Origin of the sequence: Acinetobacter vivianii, assembly GCF_014635885.1 — a bacterium.
Lineage (GTDB): Bacteria > Pseudomonadota > Gammaproteobacteria > Pseudomonadales > Moraxellaceae > Acinetobacter > Acinetobacter vivianii.
The window spans coordinates 17252-31365 of the sequence record NZ_BMDR01000014.1 but is presented as its reverse complement, the minus strand read 5'-3'; the positions used below and the strand labels follow the sequence as shown (position 1 = coordinate 31365).

Here is a 14114-nt window from a genome sequence, read left to right as displayed (position 1 = left end):
AAAAATCGCTTAAACTCGGATTTTAATTGCAAACTATAAAAAAGAGAGCGTACATGCAAAGTACTAACCCCATTTTAACGCGGGTAGAAACCTATCAAGATTTGGCTGAGCCAATGACCATTCAGGGTGCGATTCAAAAATCTGTACTTTTAACGGTGATTGCTGCTGTTTTAGGCATGGCCTTATTTTTCTACTGTGCGATGACAGCGAATCTGTCGATTGCTTATGCTGCAACGATTATTGGTGCAGTCGGTGGTCTTATTCTTGCACTCATTACCACATTTAAATCGAATACCGCACCAGCTTTAGCTATTCCTTATGCTTTATTTGAAGGGGCTTTTTTAGGTGGCGTCTCGTTTATTTTCCAGTTGAAATATCCAGGCGTACCTTTACAGGCATTATTGGCAACATTCGTGACCACTTTGGTGCTATTTGCCTTATATAAATTTCAGATCATTCGTGCCACTGAAAAATTTAAGGCAATTGTCATTTCTGCTTCCATCGCAATTGCACTGGTATTTGTGGTGCAGATTATTTTGCGTTTAGCTTTTGGTTCGAGCATCCCTTATATCTTTGAAAGTAACTGGTTGGGTATCGGCTTTGCTGCTTTTGTGGCTGTGATTGCCTCATTAAACCTGATTCTGGACTTTGATCTGATCGAAAATGCCGCTGCTCAACGTGCTCCAAAAGCATTTGAATGGATCTGTGCCATTGCCTTATTGGCAACTTTGGTGTGGATGTATTACTCATTCCTGCGTTTATTGAGTCTGCTTCGTGGCGATGATTAAGTTCTGATTCAATTAAAAATACAAATCGTCTTCCTGTGAAGGCGATTTTTTTATGCAAGATTGTAAAAAAGGTGGATTATGCAATTCCGCAAGCGCTGGAATCTTGGCATCATGTGTTGAAAATTTTTCGAGTGAGAATAAGATGTCACAAGGACTTTTAGCTGGTAAACGTTTTTTAATTGCCGGTATTGCAAGTAAATTATCAATTGCTTACGGTATTGCCGCAGCGTTACACCGTGAAGGTGCAGAGCTCGCGTTTACTTATCCAAATGAAAAGCTGAAAAAACGTGTTGATGATTTTGCAGCACAGTTTGGTTCAACTTTGGTTTTCCCTTGTGATGTTGCTGTTGATCAAGAAATTGACAATGCCTTTGTCGAGTTGGCAAAACACTGGGATGGTTTGGATGGTGTGGTGCATTCAATTGGTTTTGCGCCAGCGCATACGCTTGATGGTGACTTTACTGACGTGACCGATCGTGACGGTTTTAAAATTGCACATGACATTAGTGCATATAGCTTTATCGCGATGGCTCGTGCGGCTAAACCATTATTACAAGCGCGCCAAGGTTGTTTATTGACTTTGACTTATCAGGGTTCTGAGCGTGTGATGCCGAACTATAACGTGATGGGTATGGCGAAAGCATCGTTAGAAGCAGGCGTTCGTTATTTAGCGTCAAGTTTGGGTGTAGATGGTATTCGCGTGAATGCAATTTCTGCTGGTCCAATCCGTACTTTAGCAGCATCAGGCATTAAGTCTTTCCGTAAGATGTTAGATGCCAATGAAAAAATCTCTCCACTAAAACGTAATGTGACGATTGAAGAAGTGGGCAATGCTGCATTATTCCTTTGCTCACCGTGGGCTTCGGGTATTACGGGTGAAATCATGTATGTTGATGGCGGCTTTAATACGGTTGGTATGAGCCAAAGCATGATGGATGATGAATAGTTAGATTGATCTAAATTATTTGATAAAGCCGCTTTTATAGCGGCTTTGTTTTTTCAAAACTGTGGAAATAACGCCTGCGTTAGGCGATTTCATCTTCCAGCCCACTTTAGCTCATTTTTATAAGTCGCAAACAGCTGGGCGACTATGGATAACATTTCGTTAAAGCATTGCACAATTTCTACCCAACTAGCCTCTGGAAATTTATGGTCCTCCGAGCTTACTTGGAATTGAACCGTTCGCTCCTCATCATTCCCAAAGGATTGAATTGAATCGAAAACCTGCTTTTCAGAGAAATGAACATATCCCGAGGTGTATTTGTATGTATTTTTAACCCAAGGGTGCTTTTCGCTCATCCGCTCTATCAGGTATCCGTCCCTGAGTTGTTTTCCATCACGACACTTGAACTTGTGCAAAGGCTTACCACCAATGACGGCCAATGCCATTCCCGAAGGGTCATCTACATACGTATATGCCAAGAAGCGACTTACCGTATCCAACTGCATTCGAACTATCGCCCGCGAGCAAGTCATGTTTTTAGCATTGACCAAATCGCGCAAACCAGTGGCTAGACTTAAAGATCGTTTAGTGACGCCAATAACTACGATGTCCAAGATATACATAGGCCCGCCTTCTCCACCGAGCGTTTCCATACCAATCTTTGGAAAGTCCTCTATCCACTGATCTAACACTTGAAGTTCTCGACCAAGATTCATAATTACCTAGCTACAGTTACATAGCAAATTTTCCGAATAATCAAAATGAAAATGCCATATAACTAATTTTGTGCTTATCCAACATAATTATATTTTGATCAGCATATAAAACAGCAATATTTACGTCAATAAAAAAAACTAGTAAGCCTTATTTCATAATTTTTAACACAACAATAAACGATCTATTGAAAATATATCAATAAGTATAATTATCTATTTGTCATCCTATCCTTTATATGCTAATTAATGCTGGTTTTTGTTTAATCGAAAATTCTAAAGAGAATGTCGATAAATATATTATTTTTTAGCTTTCGGGGTAGGTCAAAAAACGTGAAGAAAATAGCTGTTGTTTTAGGATTAGTCACTCTTCTTTCACTTCAAGGTTGTGCTGCAGTCATGGCAAGTAACCAACCGCATAAAAAGAATATGACGGTTTTAGAAGTGGGGAAGCATCGAAATTATGTGATTTCTGAATTGGGTGCACCCGTCACTTCAGAAACAGTGAATGGCGAACGTAAAGAGATTTATACCTTCCAGCAAGGCTACTCAAAAGCAGCCAGAATCAGCCGTACGCTATGGCACACGACTGCGGATATTGCCACCATTGGTCTATGGGAAGTGATTGGCTCACCGACCGAGATGTATTTTAATGGTCAGAAACTCTCGTATGAAGTTGTTTTTGATGATCAGGACAAGATTAAACGTATTCAACAGATCCAGAATAATCCAGATCTGGTGAAAGAATAAGCGTGCCAAACAATAGCGCTAGGGCTATTGTTTCGGTAGTTCTTTTAAAGGACTTCCACCAAGTGCTTGCATCAAGGTCACATACGCATTGTATTGATTCTGCTTGGTTTCAACCAAACTGAGTCGGGCATTACGTGTAGTTTCCTGTGCATCCAGTAAATTCTTTAAGGCAATTGCACCATTGCGATAACGCACTTGGGTTAAGCGTTCAGTTTTATCTGCTAGCTCGACATTACGTTGTTGTAATTGAACTTGCTGATTCAGTTGAGTGCGATTAGATAAGGCATTTTCCACATCAGCAAAGGCCTGATAGAGCGTTTGACGATATTGAGTAATGGCTTTTTCATACTCAAGATCACTGATTGCAATATCTTTCTTCATATCATTATATTGCAGGAAAGGTAGGCTTAAGCTCGCACCCAAGGTTAGAGCAGGGTTCTTCAATAACTGAGTTAATGATGTACTTGTAGAGCCGAGACTTCCAGTCAGATTAATTGATGGATAGTAGCTGGCTTTAGTCGCATCTTTCGTGGCTAAGGTTTTACGTAAGCGTAATTCTGAAGCCTGCAAGTCTGGACGGCGCGATAAAATATCAGCAGGTAAGCCTGTAGCGATATTTGGCAAAGCATTGCGTGGTAATTGTGCTGGTTCCTTGATATTTAATTGCTGCACTGGCTCATGCAGTAAAACGGCAAGGGCGGTACGGGTTTCAACACGTTGTTGTTCGATTTGACTGAGACTGGCTTTCTGGCTTTGTACCGATTGCTCTGCTTGAGTGAGATCCAGACCAGAAACAGCACCTGCTTTGTATTGTGACTTCACTAGAGAATAGGTTTTTTGAGTCGAAGCCAAGTTCTGTTGAACAGTTTGATAACGCTCATTCAGATAACCCAGCTGCCAATACAGTTTCGCTGTTGTGCCAACTAGACTTTGCGCAGTGGCTTGCAAGTCTTGTTCACTTGCTAAAGCTTCCCAACGGCTGGCTTCTGTTTGGCTGGCTAGCTTGCCAAATAGATCAAGCTCATAGCTGACCCCCGCGCTGGTGGTTAAACCACGATCAGAGCCATTACCTGAACGTAGGTCATAACTATGACCAGTGGAAACCGTAGAGCTGGTACGCAGGCCTTGTTTATTTTCAGTCAAATCCGCTTGTAAGCGGGCTTGTTTCAGGGTGATGCCTGCGACGCTTAAATCACTATTTTTTGCCAGTACCTGATCGACTAGTTGATTCAACTGGGCATCATTAAACAGGGTCCACCATTGATCGGTCAGATTAACATTTCTATTTTTTTGTGCATCGTACTGGAACTGTTGTGGTACTTGTACAGCAGGGGCGTTGTAGGGTGTTTTGACGACTGCAGAACAGCCAGCCAAGGAGCCAGTGAGTACCAGTGCAAGTCCTAATTTTGTGAATTGAAAAGACATACTCAAATTCCTTACTCTCTCGCTAAAGCAGCAACTGGGTCGAGTTGTGCCGCATTTCTTGCTGGCAAGAAGCCAAATACAATACCAATCAGACTTGAGCAGACAAAAGCTGCCACAATCGAGGTGGTTGAATAACTCATTTCAATCACACCTTTGGCGAAGTGACCAATAATCTGCCCAATCCCTAAAGACAGCAGCACGCCCAGCACACCACCCAATAAACAGACCAGAATGGCCTCGATCAGGAATTGCTGCAAAATATCACTTTGACGAGCGCCCACTGCCATACGCACCCCAATTTCCTGAGTACGTTCGGTCACAGAAACCAGCATAATATTCATTACCCCAATCCCGCCAACCACGAGCGAAATCACGGCAATTGCAGAAATCAGCAAGGTCATGGTGGCCGTAGTCTGTTGAATGGTTTCACGAATACTGTCAGAGTTCTGGGTAAATACATCCTGTGCGCCGTGACGCTGTTCCAATAAGGTCAGAATCGCATTTTCAGCAGCACTACTTGGATATTCGTCTTTAATACGCACAATGATGCTGCGAACATTGGACTGACCCAACATACGGCTCATCACGGTTGAGTAGGGCAGATAAACATTCAGGCTGTCAGAACTTCCCATAAAGCCTTGCTGTGCATCAATCACACCAATAATACGGCTCGGCACACTACCTAATAACAGCACCTGACCGACAGGATTGGTACCATCAGCAAAGAAGGTCTTTTCTGTGTTGGTATCAATCACCACATCTTGGGCACGTTGAGTCACACTGGCCTTATCAAAAGGCTGGCCTGACTTAAAGGTCATACCGCGCACATAGAAGAAATCTGAGCTGACGCCATTTACAGTCGCTGCGGCTTCAGTATCTTTATAACGCAGCGTAAGACTGGTATTGGCTGAAGGACTGACCCCATCCACATAAGGCTGTTCTGCCAATGCTTCGGCATCAGCAGGGATCAGCGTCTTGGCTTGTGAGGTACGTGAGTTATCACCAAAACCACGCCCTTGATAGACGGTAATGGTATTGGTTCCCAGACTACTGATATTTTCCAGAATCTGCTTTTGTGAACCATTCCCCAGCGCCACGACCGAGACCACTGAGGCGATCCCGATAATGATTCCGAGCATGGTCAGGAAGGTTCGCATTCGATGCGCATTCATCGCTAGCAAGGCCATACGGAATGCTTCACCAAGGCGATCAAAGAAAGAACGCCAAGCGGAGGTTTTTTTCTGTGGAGTCCGTTGCAGCGTTTGATGTTCTAAATCATGATCTTCATTTTCAGGCACATTGGCACGGTCTGAAATAATATTACCGTCACTGATTTCGATAATACGGGTCGCATTTTTCGCAACATTCAGATCGTGTGTGACCAGAATAATGGTATGGCCTTTGGCATTCAGCTCACGCAAAATGCGCATCACTTCAATACCACTATTCTTATCTAGTGCACCTGTCGGTTCATCGGCAAGGATGACATCACCACCGTTCATTAAGGCACGGGCGATGGATACACGTTGTTGCTGACCACCTGAAAGCTGGCTTGGGCGATGATGTAAACGTTCTTCCAGTCCGAGTTCTGATAATAATTTAGCAGAACGTTCCTGACGTAGATGACTGTCGACACCCGCATAAATCGCAGGAACTTCAACGTTACCTGAGGCACTTAAATCCCCAAGTAAATGATAGCGCTGGAAAATAAAACCAAAATATTCACGGCGTAATTGGGCCAGTTCATCAGGCTCTAGCTGACGTGTTTCACGACCATTGACCTGATAGCTGCCCGCAGTAGGTTTGTCGAGACAGCCCAGAATATTCATCAGGGTTGACTTACCAGAACCAGACTGCCCGACGATCGCAACCAGTTCACCCGCATAAATCTTGAGGTCGATTCCTTTCAGGATCTGGACAGTACCTTCTCCCGCAGGAAACTCACGGGTGAGGTTACTGACCTCAAGCAATGGCTGTGATGAATGTGTTTGATGTTGAGTCATATTACATTCTCATTGCACGTTGGTTGCTACGTTTTGCAGCTTCATTTGAGCTGTCAGAGGCATCGGCAATCACCACTTGATCACCTTGTTTCAAGCCTTTAAGTACTTGTGCAGTAACACGGTTGTTTAAACCAATTAATACAGGTTGTGGTTGTGCTGAACCATCAGCCTGTAAGACACGTACCATACCTGTAGAGGCTTTACCTTGTGCAACAAGCGCTTTTTCTTCTTCACTCAGCTCTAGACGTTTTGGACGTTGCGCTTTGTCACTATCCGATTTTTTCGCTTGTTCTGCTGATCGATTACCTTGACCGCCCTTGGCACTACGATTACCGCGTTGAGTCTGGATTGCTGCTGCTGGAATGGTTAATGCATTTTTGGCATCAGCAAGTACGATGTAAACCTGTGCCGTCATATCAATACGAAGTTTGCCATCTTCATTCGGGACATCAAATAATGCGTTGTAGTACACCGCTGCATTCGACGTCGATGAACTGTTACTGCTGGTGGTTTCGGTATTGATTGAGTTTGGCGCAGGTTCAACCTGACGCAATTTCGCGTAATGTTTCTTGTCGCTGTTACCTAGAGTAGTGAAATAAACGGTTTGGCCTTTTTCCACCTTCATGACATCGGCTTCAGAAATCTGTGCCTTGATGGTCATGGTATCGAGCTTTGCCAGTTTCACAATGGTTGGTGCTGTTTGATTGGCGTTTACAGTCTGGCCTTCTTCGGTCACGATTGCGACGATGGTACCGTCCATTGGCGCAACAATACGGGTGTAGCCTAAATCTTCTTTAGCTGTTGCAAGCGTTAAGCGAGATTGTTCAATCTGTGCATTGATCGATGCAATTTGAGCTTGCGCCGTTTTAAAGTTTGCCAAAGCCGCTTCCAGTTCAGCACGAGAGGTTGCATCTTGGCTGTACATGGCCTGCTGACGCTTATATTCAGCTTCGACTTTGGCTAGATTGGCTTGCTGTACTGCCAATTGCGCCTGTTGGTTTTTAATATTGGCATCGGCCGTTTTCTTTTCGTTTTCCTGACGAATCGAATCAATCTGTGCAATCAGTTGACCTTGTTTAACCTGGTCACCCAACTGAACATACATCTTTTTCACCTGACCTGATACCTGCGCACCCACACTCACCATTTTGGTGGCTTCCAGTACACCTGTTGCCAATACCGAGTCTTCAATATCTCCGCGAGAAACTTCAGCACTGATATATTGCGGTGCTTGGGCTTTAGGCTTAAAGAACATCCATCCGAGCGCTGCGATGATAAGCACACCGAGAGCAATCATGATGAGTTTGCGAGGTTGGATTTTTTTAGTGGTTGTTTTTGGCATGGCAGCAGGTCAAAAGTGAGAAACTGAACGTAGTATAAAATTGAAATAAGGATAAAGCGTGAATATTTTTAATCTAGAATGAGAATTATTTTCTATTTTCCTGCTCAGTTATTCTATAAAAATCTGATAAATACTGCGTGCGCCTTGTTCAGCACAGGTGGGAAGGGCAATGCCACCTTTTGATGGAAGTGCAAATTCTCGCGGGTTAATTCGAATCAGATTAGGGGCAAAACGCTCGCTAAAATAACGCACGGTTGGTATCGCCGTACCTGCACCCAATTCGATGACAACAGGCTGATGATGGTCTTCTAAAAAAGTAGTGAGACGATGCATCTGTTGTTTTTGACGCTGACTGAGCCACGTATAATCATCAAACATCAAGATATTTGGGCGAGCAAGATTGCCGCAGTGAGGACATCGTGGAAGTTGTCCTTGCCATTGGCAATGCTGATGATCAATTTCTGGTGTTAATTCATCTGCTGGCCAGATATCGGATTCACAGGCTGTAAGACATTGTAGATGGTGAATAGAACCATGACATTCATAAATGTATTGTGGATCAAAGCCTGCTTTTTGAAATTGTCCATCTACATTGGACGTAAATACAAAATAGGGCAGTTTCAAGCGTTCAGCTAATTGCCTTAGTGCATGAAATCCAGTATGTGGAATAGTCTGCCGATACAATGCCAAGCGATGTCCATAAAATCCCCAAGCCAGATCTGGTTGTTGCTTAAATGCGGCTGGATTTGCGATTTCGGTAAAATCAAGGCGCTGTTTGCCGAGTTCAGGATACGCTTGCCACATGCCCTGATTACCGCGAAAGTCGGGTAGACCTGAATCGACACCCATGCCTGCACCAGCGCTGATGATCAGGCTATCTGCTGATTTAAACAGATTTTTTATTTGTTCAGTTTGATGGGGATCTAGATGGAAAGACATGTAAATGCCTGTTGTGATTATGATGAGATGAATTATCTGGTTTTAAGCGGGTTGGGCAAATAGCGTGGTTCCACACAATTCACTCAACGCCTGTAACATCAAATGTTCAGCATTCTCTTTCGACATACCTTTAATCGACGCATCAATTCGCAATAATAAATCAGGCCAGTTTAAGAACTGTCTTGGATTCAAGCGGCGTAAGGCCTGTTGATATTGCGAAACTTTGGTTTTCCAGATGCCGAGCTGAATCGCATTGTGTGGTTGCTCAAACAATTGCATCAATAAACGCATTTCTTTGCTCAGTGTCCACAAAATCAGGCTGTCAGGTTCACCCGCAGCAATCAGGTACTGATAAATCTTCACGGATTGGGCCAGATTTCCTGTAAGTACCGCATCACTTAAATCATAAGTGGTATAGCGGGACTGATCTTGTAAGCAGGCATAAAGCTGTTCAATCTGAATCTGTTGAATGTCTGGGAACGTATCTGCGACTCGCATCAAGCTGTTTTTGGCAGCCAGCAAGTTATGTTCATGATGCTGCATGAGCCATTGCCAGGCATCATTATTGAGCTGGATATTTAACTTTTCTGCTTCGATAGCGAGGATACGCTGTCGATCTTGCGGATAGGTTGCGGTAAGTGGCACAACCACGCCGTTGGCTTCAACCACCTGAAAAAAAGCTGACTTTAAACTGCTACTGTCTTGTTTCGGCAGAACGATCAATAGCAGGTTATGTTCATTATGTTGAATATAACTTTTGAGTTGTTTCAAGCCATTGGCATCAGGCTTGATATTGCCATGTACTTCAATCGCAAGTTGTTGAGAAAACAAGGACAGGCTATTCAGCGCATTAAAGACATTTTTCCAGTCATTTACGCTACTAATATCGTAGCGCTGGCGTTCAACTTCTTGTTGTTGCCAGCTTTTACGAAATGCATCAAGCAAGTTTTGTTCAAGCAGAGGCTCTTGTCCATGCATGATCCATGCACCACGAGCTTCATTGACACGTTTTAAGGCTTGAACATAATCCAGTTTCATAATACGTGATTATGGCTGAGCTTTAGGTAAACGGTTGGCAGCAATTTGACGTGTGATCTGTTGTGCCACATCATCAATCACAATACGGTTCAGATACGCTTCTTGCTGGTTATCGGTGTTTACCGTTGCCACATCGTATTGGTAAGTACGAGAAGCGGTAAGTGTACGCGGTTCAGTAATTTTGCGGCCTTGACGATCTTCGATCTGGAACGTCACGGTTAAGCGTAATAATACTTCGGTTAATTTACCGTTGAGGAGCTGACGGCGAGGGGTGTAATCCAGAATGCGAAGGACATAGGCATCATTGGCATTGCTGAGTTGTACGCCCGTTGCGCTGAGGTAAATGCTGAGTCGGTTTTCAAGCTCGCCCGTGTTGCTAGGCAAGGCTAAAGACAGCTTGTTATACACCAATGGTGCTGCTGTTGGGTTACTTCCTTTCAAATGAAAGCCGCAGCCGACTAAGCCTGCACTTAGGCCTAAAGTGAGAACGATAGCAGCTGCACGTTGCGCTAAGTGCATATTTATTCCTCTATTTATTCATCTTCCCCAAGCCCTCTTTGTTCAATTGAGGGAACCTCTCTTTTTTAGTGAAAGAGAGGTTGAAAGGGACTATCAAACAACTAAATTAACGAGTTTATTTGGTACCACAATTTCTTTCTTGGTCGGGCCAGTCAAGAATTGTTGAACTTCTGGTAAAGCTTTTGCCAGAGCCAATAAGTCATCTTTAGACATATCAACTGCGACGTCTAACTTACCACGAAGTTTACCATTCACTTGTACAACAATCGTTTGTGTATTACGTGTTAATGCAGACTCATCGACTTGCGGGAATTCAACTGTGGTGAGTTCCAGACCAAACTGAGTCAATAAAGTTTGACTTAAATGTGGTGCAAATGGTGCAAGCAAGGTAAGAAGCGTTGTGATCGCTTCACGTGCGACAGCCGCATCATTATCATCTTTTGCTTCAAACTTGTTGCTGGCATTGAGTAATTCCATCAATGCTGCAATGGCGGTGTTGAAGGCATGACGACGCTCGATGTCATCACCCACTTTCTGAATGGTTTCATGCGTTTTACGACGTAAATCTTGCGCATCTTTAGAAAGATTTGCGGTATCAATCGCAGTCGCTTGATTGCCTTTTTCAAGGAAGCCTGCCGCTAAACGCCATACACGTTTCAAGAAACGGTTTGCGCCTTCTACACCTGCATCTGACCATTCCAATGATTGATCTGGCGGTGCAGCAAACATCATGAAGACACGTGCTGTATCTGCCCCGTATTGATCAATAATCGCTTGTGGATCAATACCATTGTTTTTCGACTTAGACATTTTTTCTTGTCCGCCGATCACAACTTCCTGACCATCACCTGAATATTTTGCAGACAGGATACGACCTTTTTCGTCACGTTCTAATTCGATGTCAGCAGGGTTGAACCAGGTTTTCTTGCCATTCTCAGCTTCACGGTAGAAGGTGTCGGCCAAAACCATGCCTTGTGTTAACAAGTTAGTAAATGGTTCGTTACCTTGTACTACGCCTTCATCACGCATCAATTTATGGAAGAAACGTGCATAAAGTAAGTGTAGAATTGCGTGCTCTACACCACCGATATATTGGTTCACAGGAAGCCAGTTTTGTGCAGCTTCAGGTTTGACCATACCGCCAGTAAAGTCTGGAGATGCATAGCGTGCATAGTACCAAGATGATTCTACGAAAGTATCCAATGTATCTGTTTCACGACGTGCATCGCTGCCACAGCTTGGACATTTGGTTTCATAGAACTCAGGCATTTTATTCAATGGGTTGCCAGAACCATCTGGAACGACATCTGTCGGTAATACCACTGGTAATTGATCTTCTGGAACTGGCACCTGACCACAACTGTTACAGTTGATCATCGGGATTGGACAACCCCAGTAACGTTGACGAGAGACACCCCAGTCACGTAAACGGAATTGAACTTTAGCGTTTGCCAAAGCTTGTGGTTCTAATTTTGCGAGGAATGCATCGAAAGCAGCTTGGAATGCTAAACCGTCAAACTCACCAGAATTGACCAATTTACCTTCTTTCGAGCCATACCATTCTTGCCATTCAGTTGCAGAATAATCTGCATCGTCAGCACCTTTGGCATCAATCACTTGCTTGATTGGCAAATTGAACTTATTTGCAAATTCAAAGTCACGTTCATCATGTGCTGGAACCGCCATTACAGCGCCAGAACCATAAGACATTAATACGTAGTTTGCGATCCAGACTGGAAGCTCTTCACCCGTTACAGGGTGTTTTACGAACAAACCTGTTGCCATGCCTTTCTTTTCAGCAGTGGCTAAATCCGCTTCTGCTACCGAACCCATGCGGCATTCTTCAATAAATGCAGCCAATTCAGGGTTGCCTGCTTCTGATTGGAGGGCAGCAGCTTTAAGCGCTAGCGGGTGTTCTGCTGCAACCGCAACGTATGTCACACCCATAAGTGTGTCAGCACGCGTTGTATAAACCGTTAAGCCGTCAGCATAGATTGCAGGATTGGCAGAAGGGAAGGTGATTTCCATGCCTGTTGAACGACCGATCCAGTTACGTTGCATGGTCAACACTTGTTGAGGCCAGCCATCTTGCAAGGTATCTAGGTCATCTAATAATTCTTGTGCATAGTCCGTGATGCGGAAGTAGTACATTGGAATATCACGTTTTTCGACCAATGCACCTGAACGCCAGCCACGACCATTTTCAACTTGTTCATTGGCTAAAACAGTCTGGTCTACAGGATCCCAGTTCACTGTTGAAAGCTTACGATAGATCAAGCCTTTTTTATAAAGCTGTACGAATAACCATTGTTCCCAGTGATAATACTCTGGTGTACAGGTTGCAAATTCACGATCCCAATCGACAGACAAGCCCAATTTTTTTAATTGGTCACGCATATAAGCGATGTTTTCAAATGTCCATTTGGCAGGTGCAACCTGATGCGCAATCGCTGCATTTTCAGCAGGTAAACCGAAAGCATCCCAACCCATTGGCTGTAGGACTGTCTCGCCTTTTAAACGATAAAAGCGGCTGATGACGTCGCCAATTGTATAGTTACGCACATGCCCCATGTGCAGCTTGCCACTTGGGTAAGGGAACATCGACAGGATATAGCGATGTTTACCCTCTACAGTGTCTGCAACTTTAAAAACTTTGCGATTGTCCCAGTCTTGTTGAACTTGAGGCTCAATGGCACTTGCTTGATATTCGGAGTCAATGTGAGAAGTCGTCATAGGGATATGCGATACAACAAAAAAGTAAAGTTAAGATTGCTGCACAGCATAGCGCAAAATTGTAGGAAATGTCAGTTTTTAGATCGGGATTTTATCTGCAAGCTCACCTGTCTTAAAAGTCGCTTGCAGATCAGTACACGGTTTAATGAACAGATTGTGGTGTGTTTGCAGGTGGAGTTTGTGGTTTGACAGTATTTGCTGGCACTTGAGGTTCAACTTGAGGTACTGGGGATGCAGTATTCGGGTTAGTCGTTGCATTATCCTGCTGAGAAGGATTTTGTTTCACTTGATGACTGCTGCCATAAGTTGAAACTTTATCCAGTCTTTTGGCACCTTTCGGTGGCGGTGTTGTGGTGTAATGGGTCGAGCCATTGGCATCCATCCATTTATAATATTGCTGTGCATGGTTCTGGCTTGAACACAATAATATTGCTGTTGTTGCGAATGTGTATAAGCTTGATTTTAAATAAGATGATTTCATATTTGATCTCCCCAAGAGAATGCTGTTTATATTCGATCAAAATGCTGAATTGAGTCGTTTACAATGCCTATTTTTACTTAAAAAGAAAACAGTTTTTTGACAAAAGGACGTTTAAAAAGACCAAATTATTCCGTGAAATGTGTTTAAAAAAACAACAGCTAAAAAATATTCGTTAAAAACCTTTTCTTTGTTCTTGACTTTGCTTATGAAAGAAACAAGAATGCATTCTTAAGTTTTATATGCGCTTATTTGATCACCCTTCGAATAAATGTCATGGCTTGTAATGGACATTCTTTCTAGCCGAGAGAATGATTTTTTGAAATTTGCTTATCCCAGCATATTTTGATTCGAGATGTCATCAAGTTTATACGGCTGATGAGTCTCAGAAAATTTTTCCTATTACAGCAAAAACGAGTAGAATACGCACACTTATAAGAAGT

At 43.3% G+C, this 14114-nt stretch carries 12 protein-coding genes; 3 read left to right on the top strand and 9 right to left on the bottom strand.

The genetic code is table 11. The annotated features are described in order from the left end of the window. The first annotated feature begins 53 nt into the window (after positions 1–53). Both IEV36_RS18095 and IEV36_RS18090 read left to right on the top strand, forming a co-directional pair. Positions 54–788: a Bax inhibitor-1/YccA family protein gene (locus IEV36_RS18095; RefSeq protein WP_005255233.1), complete on the top strand. Its 735-nt coding sequence runs from the start codon at positions 54–56 to the stop codon at positions 786–788. A 142-nt stretch (positions 789–930) separates the two neighbouring features. Beyond that, positions 931–1734, top strand: a complete 804-nt coding sequence (locus tag IEV36_RS18090) for an enoyl-ACP reductase FabI (protein WP_032863807.1) — start codon at positions 931–933, stop codon at positions 1732–1734. Positions 1735–1823: 89 nt separating this feature from the next. On the opposite strand, the gene IEV36_RS18085 is transcribed toward IEV36_RS18090, so the two are convergent. Further along, a complete protein-coding gene (locus IEV36_RS18085; protein WP_005255229.1) occupies positions 1824–2447 on the bottom strand; it encodes a hypothetical protein in 624 nt (207 codons plus the stop codon). A gap of 330 nt (positions 2448–2777) precedes the next feature. Between IEV36_RS18085 and IEV36_RS18080 the strand changes: the two genes are divergently transcribed. Continuing rightward, entirely contained in the window at positions 2778–3194 is a 417-nt protein-coding gene (locus IEV36_RS18080) for a hypothetical protein (RefSeq protein ID WP_004774468.1), read from the top strand. A gap of 24 nt (positions 3195–3218) precedes the next feature. On the opposite strand, the gene IEV36_RS18075 is transcribed toward IEV36_RS18080, so the two are convergent. The 8 genes from IEV36_RS18075 to IEV36_RS18040 all read right to left on the bottom strand — a co-directional run bounded on the left by IEV36_RS18075 (position 3219) and on the right by IEV36_RS18040 (position 13674). Then, positions 3219–4619: an efflux transporter outer membrane subunit gene (locus IEV36_RS18075; RefSeq protein ID WP_005255227.1), complete on the bottom strand. Its 1401-nt coding sequence runs from the start codon at positions 4617–4619 to the stop codon at positions 3219–3221. 11 nt (positions 4620–4630) lie between these two features. After that, positions 4631–6622: a MacB family efflux pump subunit gene (locus IEV36_RS18070; RefSeq protein WP_005255226.1), complete on the bottom strand. Its 1992-nt coding sequence runs from the start codon at positions 6620–6622 to the stop codon at positions 4631–4633. A 1-nt stretch (position 6623) separates the two neighbouring features. After that, entirely contained in the window at positions 6624–7964 is a 1341-nt protein-coding gene (locus IEV36_RS18065) for a MacA family efflux pump subunit (RefSeq protein ID WP_005255224.1), read from the bottom strand. A 108-nt stretch (positions 7965–8072) separates the two neighbouring features. After that, positions 8073–8903, bottom strand: coding sequence for an SIR2 family NAD-dependent protein deacylase (locus tag IEV36_RS18060; RefSeq protein ID WP_005255222.1), 831 nt, complete (start codon positions 8901–8903; stop codon positions 8073–8075). Positions 8904–8945: 42 nt separating this feature from the next. Further along, a complete protein-coding gene (gene holA, locus IEV36_RS18055) occupies positions 8946–9941 on the bottom strand; it encodes a DNA polymerase III subunit delta (RefSeq protein ID WP_005255219.1) in 996 nt (331 codons plus the stop codon). Positions 9942–9950: 9 nt separating this feature from the next. Then, positions 9951–10460, bottom strand: coding sequence for an LPS-assembly lipoprotein LptE (locus tag IEV36_RS18050; protein WP_005255217.1), 510 nt, complete (start codon positions 10458–10460; stop codon positions 9951–9953). Positions 10461–10553: 93 nt separating this feature from the next. Continuing rightward, the gene (gene leuS, locus IEV36_RS18045; protein WP_005255214.1) at positions 10554–13193 is read right to left on the bottom strand and encodes a leucine--tRNA ligase; all 2640 of its coding nucleotides are present in this window, start codon (positions 13191–13193) and stop codon (positions 10554–10556) included. A gap of 142 nt (positions 13194–13335) precedes the next feature. Further along, entirely contained in the window at positions 13336–13674 is a 339-nt protein-coding gene (locus tag IEV36_RS18040; RefSeq protein ID WP_005255213.1) for a DUF4124 domain-containing protein, read from the bottom strand. Between the last annotated feature and the right edge of the window lie 440 nt (positions 13675–14114).